13 protein-coding genes, 1 pseudogene and 1 other annotated feature are annotated in these 14,606 nt (G+C 44.4%); of the genes and pseudogenes, 2 read left to right on the forward strand and 12 right to left on the reverse strand.

Features of this window, described 5'->3' with window-relative positions; all coding sequences use genetic code 11:
- Positions 1-7: 7 nt before the first annotated feature.
- From trpB to KVG29_RS00290, 12 genes and pseudogenes are all read right to left on the reverse strand, one after another.
- Positions 8-1,183, reverse strand: a complete 1,176-nt coding sequence (gene trpB, locus KVG29_RS00235) for a tryptophan synthase subunit beta (protein WP_252225888.1) — start codon at positions 1,181-1,183, stop codon at positions 8-10.
- Positions 1,173-1,802 carry a phosphoribosylanthranilate isomerase gene (locus tag KVG29_RS00240; RefSeq protein ID WP_252225626.1) on the reverse strand — a complete coding sequence of 210 codons (630 nt, stop codon included), beginning with the start codon at positions 1,800-1,802 and terminating at the stop codon, positions 1,173-1,175. Before KVG29_RS00240 ends, trpB begins: the two co-directional genes overlap by 11 nt.
- Positions 1,795-2,598, reverse strand: a complete 804-nt coding sequence (trpC, locus tag KVG29_RS00245; RefSeq protein WP_252225627.1) for an indole-3-glycerol phosphate synthase TrpC — start codon at positions 2,596-2,598, stop codon at positions 1,795-1,797. The genes KVG29_RS00240 and trpC overlap by 8 nt, the downstream gene beginning before the upstream one ends.
- A complete protein-coding gene (trpD, locus tag KVG29_RS00250) occupies positions 2,588-3,610 on the reverse strand; it encodes an anthranilate phosphoribosyltransferase (RefSeq protein ID WP_252225628.1) in 1,023 nt (340 codons plus the stop codon). Before trpD ends, trpC begins: the two co-directional genes overlap by 11 nt.
- Positions 3,600-4,178 (reverse strand): anthranilate synthase component II, encoded by a 579-nt coding sequence (locus KVG29_RS00255; RefSeq protein WP_252225629.1) that lies wholly within the window; start codon positions 4,176-4,178, stop codon positions 3,600-3,602. Before KVG29_RS00255 ends, trpD begins: the two co-directional genes overlap by 11 nt.
- 1 nt (position 4,179) lies before the next feature.
- Entirely contained in the window at positions 4,180-5,613 is a 1,434-nt protein-coding gene (gene trpE / locus KVG29_RS00260) for an anthranilate synthase component I (protein WP_252225630.1), read from the reverse strand.
- 113 nt (positions 5,614-5,726) lie between these two features.
- Positions 5,727-6,047: a binding site (T-box leader), on the reverse strand.
- A 157-nt stretch (positions 6,048-6,204) separates the two neighbouring features.
- The gene (locus KVG29_RS00265) at positions 6,205-6,792 is read right to left on the reverse strand and encodes a carbohydrate-binding family 9-like protein (RefSeq protein ID WP_252225631.1); all 588 of its coding nucleotides are present in this window, start codon (positions 6,790-6,792) and stop codon (positions 6,205-6,207) included.
- Positions 6,789-7,142 (reverse strand): annotated as a pseudogene (locus KVG29_RS00270) (amidohydrolase family protein); the annotation flags it as partial. The pseudogene KVG29_RS00270 and the gene KVG29_RS00265, both read right to left, overlap by 4 nt.
- A 290-nt stretch (positions 7,143-7,432) precedes the next feature.
- Positions 7,433-7,924 (reverse strand): metallophosphoesterase family protein, encoded by a 492-nt coding sequence (locus tag KVG29_RS00275; RefSeq protein ID WP_252225633.1) that lies wholly within the window; start codon positions 7,922-7,924, stop codon positions 7,433-7,435.
- A 235-nt stretch (positions 7,925-8,159) separates the two neighbouring features.
- Entirely contained in the window at positions 8,160-8,756 is a 597-nt protein-coding gene (locus KVG29_RS00280) for an XTP/dITP diphosphatase (RefSeq protein ID WP_252225634.1), read from the reverse strand.
- Positions 8,753-9,499, reverse strand: a complete 747-nt coding sequence (gene rph, locus KVG29_RS00285; protein WP_252225635.1) for a ribonuclease PH — start codon at positions 9,497-9,499, stop codon at positions 8,753-8,755. The genes KVG29_RS00280 and rph overlap by 4 nt, the downstream gene beginning before the upstream one ends.
- A 60-nt stretch (positions 9,500-9,559) precedes the next feature.
- Complete coding sequence (locus tag KVG29_RS00290; protein WP_252225636.1) at positions 9,560-10,570, reverse strand: GerMN domain-containing protein; 1,011 nt, start codon at positions 10,568-10,570, stop codon at positions 9,560-9,562.
- A 265-nt stretch (positions 10,571-10,835) separates the two neighbouring features.
- Here KVG29_RS00290 and KVG29_RS00295 point away from each other — a divergent pair, with 265 nt between their 5' ends.
- On the forward strand, positions 10,836-11,321 hold the full coding sequence (locus KVG29_RS00295; protein WP_252225637.1) for a BlaI/MecI/CopY family transcriptional regulator: 486 nt from the start codon (positions 10,836-10,838) through the stop codon (positions 11,319-11,321).
- Between the two features lie 3 nt (positions 11,322-11,324).
- Positions 11,325-14,585: a M56 family metallopeptidase gene (locus KVG29_RS00300; protein WP_252225638.1), complete on the forward strand. Its 3,261-nt coding sequence runs from the start codon at positions 11,325-11,327 to the stop codon at positions 14,583-14,585.
- Positions 14,586-14,606 lie beyond the last annotated feature (21 nt).

The following is a 14,606-nucleotide window of genomic DNA, read 5'->3' on the forward strand; positions in this document are numbered from 1 at the left end:
ATGCTGTTCATAGTTCCACCTCCGGTAAGCTGGCAACCGTCTCGACATCTTTATCCCCTCTACCCGAGAGGTTTACGATTACTATTTTGTCTTTTGGAAGCTGTGGAACCAGCTTCAATGCATAAGCCACCGCATGGGCGCTTTCCAGAGCCGGGATTATCCCCTCTGTCCTGGATAGCTCCACAAAAGCCTCCACCGCTTCTCTATCTGTCACGGCAACATATTCGGCCCTCCCTATCTCTTTGTAATACGCGTGTTCTGGCCCTACCCCCGGATAGTCAAGCCCCGCCGAAATGGAATGGACAGGCATAACCTGTCCCTCGCTGTCCTGAAGGAGCAATGTCTTCATGCCGTGTAGCACGCCCACGCTCCCCATAGCCATTGTGGCGGCATGCTTGCCGGTCTCCAATCCCAAACCCGCTGCCTCAACGCCAATCAACTTCACTTCCTTATCATGATAAAAGGGATGGAATATTCCCATTGCATTGCTGCCACCACCCACGCAGGCGATGACATAATCGGGCAATCTACCTTCTTTTTCCAGTATCTGTGCCCTGGCCTCTTCCCCTATCACCTTTTGAAACTCTCTTACGATGGTTGGATAAGGATGAGGCCCCACCACCGAACCTATCACATAGAATGTATCCTCCACTCTGGTTACCCAGTCCCTTATGGCTTCGTTGACAGCATCCTTTAAAGTGCCGGTACCCGACTCTACGCTGTGCACCTTTGCTCCTAAAAGCCGCATTCGAAATACGTTCAAAGCCTGCCTCCTTACATCTTCTTTACCCATGAAGATCTCGCACTCCATGCCAAACATGGCGGCTCCGGTTGCGGTGGCCACGCCGTGCTGCCCGGCCCCGGTTTCGGCTATCACCCTCCTTTTGCCCATTCGCCTTGCTAGAAGTATCTGCCCCAAAACGTTGTTGATCTTGTGTGCACCCGTATGATTTAAATCCTCTCGCTTCAGGTACACCTTGGCGCCGCCCAACTTTTCAGTAAGGTTACGGGCAAAATACAGAGGAGTGGGTCGCCCTGAATATTCCCTAAGGTAATAGCGATACTCCTCCATGAAATCCTCATCCTGTATGGCAGCATTGAACTCCCTCTCAAGCTCGATCAAAGCGTTCATCACCGTTTCGGGTACATACTGCCCCCCAAATATGCCAAATCTACCTGGTATGTTTTTCACAGTTCCTCACCCTTTCTACAAATTCTTTCATCTTGTAGTAGTCTTTAAAACCATTGGTCTCCACACCGCTGCTGACATCCACAGCATACGGCTTTATTTTAGCTATAGCCAGGCAAACGTTTTGGGGATTAAGCCCTCCCGCCAGGATTATTTTTTTACTAAAGGATACACCATCTAATAAATTCCAGTCAAACGTTTGTCCTGTCCCTCCATAGATTCCATGCACCGCTGCATCCAGCAGTATGCCATCCACTGGGTATTTTCCGGCATACATCAATACATCTTGGTCTTTCACCCTTACAGCTTTCCACACTTCAACGCCCCACGCAGCGTATTCGGCCACATCATCAGGGTTTTCGTCCCCGTGAAGTTGGATCACATCAAGACCTAAAGCGCTGCAAACCTCTTTTATAAATTCTTTGCTCTGGTTGACAAATACACCAACTTTCTTTATGCATTTGTCAAGCCGGGCAACAAGGCTTTCAGCAAGCCTTAAATCCACCCTTCTGGTACTTTTGGCAAACACAAAACCCGCATAGTCGACTTTTAGTTCATTAACGTAGTCAATGTCCTGGTACCTCCTAAGGCCGCATATCTTTATCTTAACCACCTGAAGTTCCAACCTCCTTAAACTCTCTCAGCGTCCCTACCACATCGCTAGCCATCATCAGGGTCTCCCCTATCAGGAAGGCATCCACACCCATAGACTTAATACGCCTTATATCCTCAGCCGACTTTATACCGCTTTCCGAAACCTTTACTGTATGAGCAGGAATCAGCTTTACAAGCCTTTCAGTAGTGTCCAAGCTTACCCTGAGGCTTTTAAGGTCCCGGTTGTTTATACCTATCACTTCGGCTCCACAGTCCAGTGCAATTTCAAGTTCCGCCTCGTCGTGCACCTCCACAAGGCATTCTAGGCCTAGAAATTTTGCCAGGCCATAAAACTCTTTCAGCTGCCTTCCCACAACAGCCACTATGAGTAGGACGACATCGGCCCCCAGGGCTTTGGACTGGTAAATCTGATAAGTGTCCACTATAAAGTCCTTTCTAAGCACAGGACACGAGACCGCTTGCTTCACCTGCTGAAGGAATGCATCACACCCCATGAAATATTTTTCCTCGGTTAAAACCGAGATGGCATCCGCCCCACCTTCCTGGTACATCCTTGCAACATCAGCCGGAACTATATTTTCTTTTATGATGCCTCTCGAAGGGGAAGCCCGCTTTATCTCGGCAATAATCTTCACTCCATCTTGAGGCCCACGGCTACTTCGGCGCAGCGCTTCAGCAAAATTTCTGTGTGGAGATGCAAATTGAAGCTCCTTTTCCAGCACTTTTAATGGCTTCTGCCGTTTTTGTTCCTCCACACACTTTTTCTTGTAAGCCACCATCTCGTCAAGAAACATAGGCTACCTCCTTGCTCACCCTTATAAATTCTTTTAGCTTTTCATAAGCGGCACCTGAATCTATCAGATAGGCGGCTTTTTCAATACCTTCCCTCATGCTCTCGGCGGCATTGCCAATATACAGCGCAGCAGCAGAATTCAGCAGGACTATATCCCTTGCCGGACCCCTTTCGCCTTTTAATATCCTTATTATCAACTCAGCATTATGCCTTGCATCACCACCTGCAATGTCTTGAAGCTTTGCATAAGGAATACCGTATTCATCAGGATCTATCTCATAATCAATTATCTCTCCATTCTTGACCTCGCTTACCTTCGTCCTCGTCGTGGTGGTAATCTCATCCAGGCCGTCTAAACCGTGCACCACCATTGCCCTTTGAGTGCCCAAGTTGCTTAGTACCTCTGCCAGGCTGTGCACCAGCCGCCCATCGTACACGCCTAAGACTTGACCCTTGACACCAGCAGGATTAGTAAGCGGTCCCAGTATGTTAAAGATAGTTCTCACGCCCAACTCCCTTCTTACCCCAACTACATTCTTCATTGATATATGGTAATGAGGAGCAAACATGAAACCTATGTGCACCCTCTTGATACACTTGACGACCATCTCTGGCGACATCTCTATATTTACTCCCAATGCCTCAAGGACATCTGCACTCCCGCTTTTGCTGGATACCGCTCTATTGCCGTGCTTAGCGACCTTTACCCCGGCAGCCGCAGCGATAATTGCCACAGCCGTTGATATATTGAAGGTTCTGCCACCATCACCACCGGTACCGCAGGTATCTATGGCATAGTCGCCCAGCTCTACTCTTTTGGCCTTAAGCCTCATTGAAGCCGCACATCCGGTTATTTCGGGGATGGTCTCTCCCTTCATGCGTAGAGCTATTAAGAAAGCACCTATCTGCGATGGCGTAGCGCTGCCATTCATTATATCATCCATGGTCAGCGCCGCCTCCTCCTCAGTTAAATGCTGGCCAGACACTATCTTTTTGAGAGCTTCACTCAACACTTACGATCCCTCCCATGAAATTTCTCAATATCTTTTTACCGTGCTCTGTTAAAATTGATTCAGGATGGAACTGTATGCCGTATACCGGCAGACTTTTATGGCTCACCGCCATAATTGTGCCATCAGGCGTACGGGCTGTAACCTCCAGTTCTGGTGGAAGACTTTTCTCATCTAACACCAGAGAATGGTATCTGGTTGCGCGTATGGGATTTTTTATCCCACATAGTATCCCTTTACCGTTGTGTATCACCATGGAAGTCTTGCCATGTAAGATTTTGTCTGCCTGTACCACCTTTGCTCCATAAGCATATCCTATAGCCTGATGCCCCAGGCAAATGCCGAGAAGTGGAACCCGCCCGTTGAGCCTTTTTATAAGCTCAACGCATATGCCGGCATCCTCAGGCCTGCCAGGCCCCGGAGACACCACTATCCTTTTGGCACCAGAATTAATAACCTCATCCACCGTCACCTCATCGTTTCTTACCACTTCTATGCGTGGATATATTTCACCAAGATATTGATACAAATTGTAGGTAAACGAGTCATAGTTATCGATTAAAATTACCATTTTAAAGCACCTCCTTGAGCACCATAGCCTTGTTAAGCGTCTCCTGGTATTCAAGTTCAGGGATAGAGTCGTAAACAATCCCTGCACCTGCCTGGATATACGCCTTTTGGCCTTTAAAAACAATAGTCCTTATGGCTATGCACATGTCCATGTTTCCCGTATAAGCGAAGTATCCAACCGCTCCCGCGTATATGCCGCGCCTTACATTTTCCAGCTCGTCAATTATTTCCATAGCTCTCACCTTGGGGGCACCTGACACTGTACCTGCTGGCAAACAGGCCACCAACGCATCAAAGCAGTCCTTGTCGTCCCTAAGCTGGCCCGACACTGTGGAGACTATATGCATAACATGGGAATACATATCCACTCCCATAAATCTGTCAACCCTGACTGAGCCGAATTTGCTTACCTTGCCGATATCGTTTCTGCTCAGGTCCACCAGCATGACGTGCTCGGCCCTCTCCTTTTCGTCCGACAAAAGCTCCTCTTTCAGCCTATCATCCTCTTCCTTGGTCTTGCCCCTGCGCCTTGTGCCAGCTATGGGGTTGGTTCTCACCGTTCGTCCCTCAACTCTCACCAGGCTTTCGGGAGATGAACCCACTATCTGAAAGTCTTCAAAGTCTATATAGAACATGTAGGGTGAAGGATTGAAAGACCGCAGTTTTCTATAAGCATCAAATGGACTGGTACGAGTAGTTGCAGTCAACCTCTGAGACAAAACCACCTGAAACACATCACCAGCAACTATATATTCTTTCGCCTTTTGGACAATTTGGCAAAAGCTATCCTTATCATAATTGGAAGCGATGTCTTCAAGATTGCTTGACATCTCAAGAAGATGTACGTTTTCCGTTGAGAAGATTTCGTCCTTCATCCTATTCAATCTATCCACCACATCGCCGTATTCCACCTGATCTTCTGGCAATACATTGCAAACAATGGATACAGTGTGGTAAAAGTGGTCGTATATTATGATATCCTTGTAAAACATCAGATAAGCCTCAGGTACCTGAATCAAATCCGGGTTTTTGTCAGGCAGTTTTTCATACTGCCTCACTACGTCATAACCCACATATCCCACAGCACCCCCCGTAAAAGGAGGAAGTTCCACACCCGATACCACATTGTACCGTTTTATGTGCCTTTTCACCTCGTCAAGAACCTTGCCCGTGACTGTCTCGGTTTTACCGTATTTTTCTATAAACACCCTTTTGCCATAACTGCTTATCATCATGTAAGGGTTACAGCCCAGAAAAGAATATCTACCCCAATTCCTACCATTTTCCACGCTTTCAAGTAAAAACTTCCTCTTACCCTTTAAGGTGTAAAACAATCCAATGGGAGTAAGCTCATCGGCATTCAGTTTCAACAGAACAGGTACAACGCCGCCCTGTTGCCTTAATTTTCTAAATTTTGGTTCACTGGGAAATATCATTGTTTTTCTCACTCCTTTCGTTTTCACTTAAAAATGACTGTTATTGACCTGACTAAACCAAGCTGAATCGATAAAAAATTAACTTTGTATAACTGAAAAGGGGTACCTCATCCCCATGGGACGAGGTACCCCTCGCGGTGCCACCCAATTTCAGCCGATTTAGACGGCGGGATATCAAAAAAGGCATTTCACCCTTTAGGGCGAAATGCCTTAGCACTCCGCTAGCCACCTAAATACAGCCATCTCGTTCCAGGTACGGAAGCTTATGCTTCGATACCCTGTCCTTTTAACGGTGGACTACCGGTTTATGCTACTTAAAGTTCGCACAACTTCTCCCGGGCCCATTCAACGGCACCCAACAGTACCGGATCCCACCATCCCCGGCTCTCTGTGACCTGGCCATGCCGCCTACTCTTCCCGTTCATCGAATTTGGCTGACTTTATACGTTCTTTTTTATAAGAATACAATGTATCTTAAAATATGTCAAGAGATTTTTTATTTCTTTGCATAGGCAAAGATATTTATTTTATCCCAATGCCAACTCCCCAAAAAACTCAGGCCTGTGAAAATCAGGATGGGGAGTATCAATTCTATTTCCAGCAACCCCAATGTGGATATTTTGTTTTATCCCCACATTTATAAAAATTGGCCTTTATCCTCTTACCACAACGAAAATCCTGCCTTCCATAATATTCCCCTATAAAATAAAAGTGAATTGAATACTCGACTGCCCACAGCGGTCCCTTGTAGCTCTGAACTGAATCCTTGGTTACTGAAGTAGTGATATCAAATATTTCAGGGCTAACGTCGTTAATCAGCACGCGGCTGTAGCGATCTGCACCTATCCCCAATAAAAAAGTGCCAATGGGATTTATCTCAAAGTTTATATACCTATCATCATGTTCAGGGTCTGGATTGAAAAAGAATTCAACGCAGCTATCTGTGCACACAGGATCATTAATGTTTAAGCATTCAGCACGTATTTCCTGTTCAAAAGCTTTAAACAATAAATAAAACCTTGTTTCAGAATAAAAGATACGCACTTCTGTTCTGAGCCTATAACCATTTTCATCCCAAGGGAAATTATCAACGACCAAAGGAGATATTTCTTCCCACACTTTCGGGTCTACTTTTGAATCCTCAACATAGCGCACCTTCCAAACCTGAGCATTACTCATAAAGCTTCACCCTTATACACTATCCTTCCTTCAACCATCGTCAAATGAACGTCTATATCATCATCAAATATGACCAGGTCAGCGTCCTTACCAACGGCGATGCTTCCTTTCCTATCATCCACCTTTATGATTCTCGCCGGCGTGGCAGTCATCATCTGAACAGCTTCCATCAAGGGCACCTGTGCCAGTTGCACCATAGTCCTGACCAATCGATCAGCGGTTGCCACGCTCCCAGCAAAGGCAGTTCGATCCGGCAGTTTTGCTATCCCATCTTCCGCGATAACCTTTTGCCCTTCTTTTAGGCTGCCCAATATATACTCTCCCTCAGGCATCCCTGCAGCCCTCATAGACCTTTTCTTTTCCCGTATTTGGTAAACTGATTTAGCTTAATTTCCCTTATTCAAAAGATGTTTTAAAACATTTGTTCTTTAAGTCTTATCGTGAAAGGATAGATTCTGTGAATTACTGCCTTTCCTTCTTCGAGTAATTTCCTTTCAGGACTGTTTAAGTCTGCACGACAGTATCTGGAGCTTGGGATGCACCCTAGAGTGTCATAATAGGAATAACGTAGGGTTATCATCCACTTGTCCTTCGTGTCAAACCCTCTGGCTGGTCAACTATGGCTCTTACAAGCCACCACCTATACAGGTGGTCGGTAGTTGACCTTTACAATATACGGGACAATTTTATCGTCTGACATCTCAATAACTCCAGCCGTTGGCCCTGTACTCCCCCTGGGCAAAGAAACGCTACCCGGATTCATAAAGACGGTTTTACCCTTCCAGAAAACTTCAGGCACGTGGGTATGCCCGAAAAGCACCACATCAAAGCCATTTTTACTTGCAAAGTCCACAAGGTAGCTTGTCCCCCATTTTACCCTGTAAAGGTGCCCATGGGTTAAAAATATTCGTTTGCCTTCCACTTCAATTTCTCTTGAATAAGGGGCTTGTCCGGAAAAATCGCAATTGCCCCTGACATACACCACCGGCACTTCTAATGACTTTTCAAGATACGCGGCATCGGAACATAAATCTCCAAGGTGGATAAGCAAATCTACTTCTCCTATGTTCTTTAAAGCCCTGTCAAGGGCAAACCTTTTTCCATGGCTGTCGCTAATTACTCCAATCTTCATAGTTCAGTCCCATCCTCGTAAGCATATCAATAATTGATGAAGTGACATTGGCTGTTAACCGTAACCCTTCGCAATAAAAAACGACTAAAAAACGACGCAACTTCTTTCCCTAGTTTATAAATTCCGTCTATGCAAACTAACCATCAGAAATACACCAGCAAAGCATGTATGTAACAAATAATAAAATAAGCGATGAAGTAAACTATACAGTCACTGGCTTTTGTCAGCACCGAAATTACAAGCAGTTCTGTATGATCATTTCCTTGAGCTTTCTCAGCGCTATTCCGCGATGGCTGATCCTGTTTTTTTCCTCGGGGGTAAGCTCTGCAAATGTCTTTCCGACACTGTCCACAATAAAAAGCGGGTCATAGCCAAATCCGCCGCTGCCCGAAGGATTAAAACCTATCCTACCGTAGCACTCTCCCGTAGCCTCAAGCATCCTCCCGTCGGGATAAGCCAAAACTACCACACATCGAAATACGGCTTGCCTCTTTTCATAGGGTATACCCTCCATCATTTTGAGCAGCTTGGCGTTGTTTTGCTCATCTGTTGCATTTTCTCCCGCAAAGCGAGCCGAATACACTCCCGGCTGGCCGCCAAGCGCCATGACTTCCAATCCAGAATCGTCTGCCAGGGCAGGATATCCTGTATATTTGGCAATTTCCAGCGCTTTTTTCCTTGCGTTTCCTTCAAAAGAATCCTGGTCCTCTTCCACCTTTATATCAACTCCAGCATCTCGCAGAGATAATAATTCAAAGGGCAGGTCGCCTAAAATCTGGCGAATTTCTTGTACCTTGCCGGGATTATTGGTTGCAATGATTATTCGCTTCATTTTCCCTGCCCCACCAGGCAATTAAGCTCACCCAGAGCTTCCATCTGATATTGAATGAGCTGGTTAATTCCCTTTTGCCCCAGCTCAAGCAAAACATTCAAATCCTGCAGCGCAAAAGGCGAACCTTCAGCCGTACCTTGTATCTCTATAAGCTCGCTTTTCTCGGTCATGACCAGATTCATGTCAACCGTTGCCACCACGTCCTCATCATAGCACAGGTCAAGCATTATCTCATCGTTTACTTTACCTACGCTCACAGCGGCAGCATAGCTGGTAAGGGGGCTCTTCTCAATAAGCCCCTGCTCCAGCAAAGACTTCATACAGTATACCAGAGCAACAAACCCACCTGTTATGGAAGCAGTCCTGGTCCCTCCATCGGCCTGAATGACGTCGCAATCTATCCAAATCGTCCTTTCTCCCAACAGTTCGGTATTGATGACCGAACGCAGCGAACGGCCTATCAGCCTTTGAATCTCCTGGGTGCGGCCCTCAGGCCTACCCCGAGTAACCTCACGTGCCTTCCTGACCTGGGTGGCAGCCGGGATCATACCATACTCGGCTGTAATCCACCCTTTGCCCGTGCCCTTCAAGAACGGCGGCACCTTATCTTCAACGGTAGCGGTACATATCACCCGGGTGTTGCCTACCTCGATGAGGACAGAACCGCTGGCATTTCTTATGTAATTGGTAGTCATTTTAACAGGCCTTAACTCGTCATTTCTTCTTCCGTCTATCCTAGCCATCAAGATTCCTCCTACGTTTATGATTGCTCTAAAGGCTATAGCGCAAGACACTACATTTGATCAGTATTCGTTGGCAAAGGCAGAGACGCTTACCTCTCCTCCCTCATATTCTTTGCCCTCAACCAGTATTTTCACCTCTTTCACCCCTGGAAACTGCTTCGCCGTCATTATTATCGACTTGAGCACCAACGGCTCACTCTGCGGCAGCTGTGCCAGATGCCCAAATTCCTTGCTGAAGTTTATAGAAACGACGCCGTTATCTGTTTCAACCCCCAGCAATCGTGTCCCCGCGGGTATATCCATGCTCAGGCTGTCATCGCTGGGCCCATTTAAAATCTCCTGAATGGCCGTCTCAATGGATGCGCTGTCAGCCGAAATTATTCTGGTAACCGGTACTATGTAATCGTAAACAGCATCGGGATTCGAATGGAAAAACACGGTAACCTTTGCACCATCGCTGCTGGCGTTGGAGCCGATCTCAAGGTTTACGTCTTGGGGTTCAATCGGTTTGCTCACATCGGTTCCATATTTCAGCCGGTCGACAACCTTTCCTTCAAACATGAACTGAACCCTATCAATGGAATCAAACTCGGCCAGCGTCAGCGTCACTCCCTGAATCATGTTATGCTCAGCCACCGCGTTTTCGCACTCCATCGCCTCTTTGCTCAAGTCGAGCTTTGCCAGCCCATCCTTTATGGACATGCCTCTTATCTGGGTACCTGCAGGGAGCAATGCCTTAAGCCCCATCGCCATGAGGTCCTGCTGTATTTCAGGGCTATCTATCGTCATCCTCAACGTAGCTTTGGCTATACCCTCTTCCCAAGGTATTCTGCGCATTACCGGCACCAGATATCCAGCTTCATTCTGATAATATACGACAGTCTCACGCACATTTTCGTCCTCGGCGTCTTCAGCGTCTTCAGCGTCCTCAGTATCTCCTTCTGACACAACATCCTGTGGCAGTTCCTCTTCAAATTCCTCTTTGGTCTTTATTGAGTTACAGCCCACCGTAAACAAAAGCATCAGGACAACAATAATTGCTATTAAGGCAGCGTTTTTTCCGTTCAACATACTCTCCCCCCCAACCAATCTCTTGATATTAATTATATTAGGGGGGGATTTTGAGTATGTCTCTATCGTCAAATATTTTACCACATATCCATCGGGTTTTGTATTTTTTTATGGGGTTTTGTCCAAATTTTCTTTTACCACACCCATTTTTACTCATTTTTTGTATTGACAAATCGGTATTACAATAGTAATATATTAATGTATTGTATTACTATTGTAATACATAATATAGTGTTTTGGGGGAGCGCATTGGAGGTGCAAAACAGTGAGAAAGGTGAAAATATCCGATTCGGAGCTGAAAATAATGCAGGTGCTGTGGGATAATAATCCAATCTTTTCTTCAGATATAGTTAAAGCATTGGATGATACCGGTTGGGATCCGAAAACCATTCACACATTTTTGAGAAGGCTGGTTTCAAAGGGCATTGTAAAAGCAACAAAGAAGGGAGCTTTTTATGAATATACTCCTCTAATCAGCAGAGATGAATATATTATTAAAGAATCAAAATCATTCCTCAATAAAATTTTTAACGGCTCTCTGTCCAACATGGTATACAAGTTTGTAAACGAGGGCGAGCTATCGGCTGATGAATTTCAAAGGCTTAAAGAAATGCTTGATGCAGTCGAGAACAATTTACCGGGGACAAATTCTGCTGAAAACGATTCTATCAGGAAAAATCAGGCTAAAAGCAATTCAGACAAAAACAATGCTACTCGGCTTGATTTCAGGAATTCCATAAGGGAGGAATAACTTATGGGTATTTTGGCAAATATCTTTTTGTGCATACTAAACATTTCTATTATGGGAACAATTACCGCGGCTTTTCTCCTGCTTGTTAAATGGATATTCAGAAACAGATTAAATCCAACATGGCACTACTATATATGGATTATACTGGTTATAAGGCTTGTAATACCCATATTCCCGGAGAGCCCGTTTAGTTTGTTTAATCTAACAGGGATGCTTCAACAAGAGCTTGATGAAAAGGGACTCACTACAAGCAATCTTGTAATAAGCGATTCCACGCTGGGCAGCAGTACGGTCATTGATGATGTAAATACACCTTTGTCGGATAATAAAACAGCTTTAAGCTCAAAAGTTAACAATGATGTTTCAAACGGTTCTGATACCGGTTATAATCTCAACAATACTGATACCAGCAATGACATTGATACCCACCCTTCTAATCATACCAATGCAACTCCTTATGCAGGTAGTGCACAAAAAAGTCGGCCGAATAATGCTATTTACCTATTAAGCATTATATGGCTTTCAGGGGTCATCGGATTCCTGGCATATACATGTGTATGCAACATTCATATTAACCGAATGATAAAAAAGTGTCCTGTTTTTACTAATACCGCCAATACTAGGATGCTAAACATTTTTAATGCGTGTAAGGCATACTTATCCATCAACAGCACTGTAACGCCACTAATCTGCGACAGTTTTGGTTCTCCCTGCCTGTATGGATTGATAAAGCCAAAACTGCTGATACCCAGTATTCTAATGGAAAATATTGATGAAAGGCATATAAGATACATCTTTCTGCATGAACTGATGCATTTAAAAAGAAAAGACCTGTATTTGAATGCCGTATTAATCGTATTAAAGGCAGTTTATTGGTTCAATCCATTATTTTGGTACTGCTTTTCTATAATGCATAGTGACTGCGAGGTATCATGCGACGAATCGGTAATGCTGAGGCTGGAAAATAAAGAATGGATTGAATACGGCAAAACTATACTTGAAGCATCAGGGTATTGTTCCGGGTTAAAGCCGTCGTACTTCGTTGTTGGGGTGACAAACAAAAAAAGTAATACTGAAAAGAGGATTTTAAAAGCCATAAATTTTAAGAGGCCGTCTTTCTTATTAACGTCCCTGGCTGTTGTGGTTACTTTAATCCTGGGATTCGCGCTATTGACCGATGGCGTTATTAAACCTCGACAAACGGCTATTACTGAAAATGAAACGGCTATTGTTGAGAATAGTCCCAATGACCCTGAAACGGGAATAGATGAAAACGCCAACACCGTAGCCGATAACGATGCTGAGAAGAAATTGAGTGACGCTTTCGAAAAGCTTTGCCTCCATATTTTGGCGGGATATTCGCAGGAAGCTACCAAGCAAAAGCTTTCGGATGAATATAATTATATAATCGCAGCGGATGAAAGAGCCGTTGAATTCCTAAAAGCTCAAATCGCAAATATCACTGGGAAGCTGAACCATAGGCCGGGCGAAGATCCTGATAATGAAGAACCGTTATCGATAAGACAGGAGATGGTGAGACGAAAGACTACAGCCGAATGGTTAATTTCGGACATCTTTAAAAAGCGAGGCGGGGAGGAATATAAGCCCTACAAAAACGAGTACCCAGTTACCGTGTTGAAACGGGATTGCATCGGCAGAACAGGACCTGGTGATGGGTTTGATCAATGGTGCGTGATTCCTGAAAACACAATAGTTCAATTGACCGGAAACCTGGGTGTTGAATGGTGGACGGCAAAAAGAATAGAGCCGCTAATACTGCCAGAAGATGAATCGGGAGCAGGGGATGCACACGCATATTCTGTGCATTCGGATGGCGTTGAATTCTGGATAAATATACAGGATTTTGAATTTCACCATACATTAGATAAACCCCTCTACATAAATTCCACCAATATAAACGATGCATTGGAATATACATGGGTGATACAAACCGGTAAAAAGAGTGAAAGGTTGTTCAATCCGGATAATTACATTGAAATATTCGATTTTCCTGCAACTGATGGAGTTGTAGTGGGGCATGCATTTAACAATGACTTGGTCAGACTTAAAAAAGACGATGAAAAAAATATTATCAGACATGGTGAATGGGTATTGATAGAAAAAATTCCCTTCTATGGTTACAATTCTTCAAACGTCGGATGGATCAAAGAAGAGTACGTAGTTGAATTAACCGAGGGAATGCAGCCTTTACAGGGCTTTATACTTAATGATACTTTAATCTATACTGAACCTGACGAGAATTCTGAAACGCTCAATGATACATACCCCGGACTTGAAAACCTTCTTAAATACAATCCCATTGCATGCATCCATATCACTAATACAAAAGGCGACTGGTTGCAGGTGAGCGCCGGCGTAAACTCTTTTACCGGCTGGATACAAAAGGATAAAATCTTTTACCGCATTACCGACGAAATAATAAATAAAGCTTATCACCCCGAACCTGATCTCGATAAATTTGTTTCAAAACTCCAGGAGGAAATTCTAAATAATCCTTCTTTTATCATCAAAGCCGAGGATACGGGTGATATATTTAAACCCACAGCACAGCAGAGAAACGCCCTCGCAAGTTCTCTTAAAAGAGTTTTCGAACCTGTAACGTGGGACGGCAGTGTAATGGATTACAGAGAGGCAGCGTACCCTTTTTACAGATTGGAGTTTGAGAGAAATAATGTAGCACAATATGATACAGCCAACGAAAATGAGGCTCGGTACAGTATGGTGATTACCACTCAAAACAGCCTTTTGCTCCTGATGGATGGTGATATCTGTTACGACTATGGCATTGGAAGAGCAGGCCCCCCAATAAGGCTTATAACCCCGAATATTGAGTTCATTCAGAAGATCAAAGAGTTGTTTCCGACTAAGCCAAACAACTCAAAAAGCAATATCAATTATCTCTTAAACGCTAAAAAGCTTAGATTTAAGGGGGATTACTTTGAAGAAGAAACCTACACAGAACAAGTTCATATTAACAAGTGTGTAAGAGCCATAAGAAATGCGATGGGGCAGGAAATCCCCAGGGATAAAATCGCAGAAAATATAAACGGCTTAAATAGTGATGGTATAGATAATGGCGGTGATAATAAGAGAAAAACCTACCTATTTGAATTTGAATTCGATGACGGGAGCATTATAGTGGTAACCTATACCGATGATTACATAGAATATAATGGCAAATACTATCAGCCTTTGAAACCGCCTCATCAGTTAATTCTAGAATTGTTTATAGCATATTTTTAATTCTCAAATATTTTGAAATTA

The sequence above is a fragment of the Caldicoprobacter algeriensis genome, assembly GCF_023838525.1.
GTDB lineage: Bacteria > Bacillota > Clostridia > Caldicoprobacterales > Caldicoprobacteraceae > Caldicoprobacter > Caldicoprobacter algeriensis.

Coding starts and splice junctions, on each gene's coding strand:
- KVG29_RS00265 (WP_252225631.1), bottom strand. CDS start 6,792: ATGAGTAATGCTCAGGTTTGGAAGGTGCGCTATGTTGAGGATTCAAAA.
- KVG29_RS00300 (WP_252225638.1), top strand. CDS start 11,325: ATGGGTATTTTGGCAAATATCTTTTTGTGCATACTAAACATTTCTATT.
- KVG29_RS00275 (WP_252225633.1), bottom strand. CDS start 7,924: ATGAAGATTGGAGTAATTAGCGACAGCCATGGAAAAAGGTTTGCCCTT.
- trpC (WP_252225627.1), bottom strand. CDS start 2,598: ATGTTTCTTGACGAGATGGTGGCTTACAAGAAAAAGTGTGTGGAGGAA.
- KVG29_RS00255 (WP_252225629.1), bottom strand. CDS start 4,178: ATGGTAATTTTAATCGATAACTATGACTCGTTTACCTACAATTTGTAT.
- trpE (WP_252225630.1), bottom strand. CDS start 5,613: ATGATATTTCCCAGTGAACCAAAATTTAGAAAATTAAGGCAACAGGGC.
- rph (WP_252225635.1), bottom strand. CDS start 9,499: ATGGCTAGGATAGACGGAAGAAGAAATGACGAGTTAAGGCCTGTTAAA.
- KVG29_RS00280 (WP_252225634.1), bottom strand. CDS start 8,756: ATGAAGCGAATAATCATTGCAACCAATAATCCCGGCAAGGTACAAGAA.
- KVG29_RS00290 (WP_252225636.1), bottom strand. CDS start 10,570: ATGTTGAACGGAAAAAACGCTGCCTTAATAGCAATTATTGTTGTCCTG.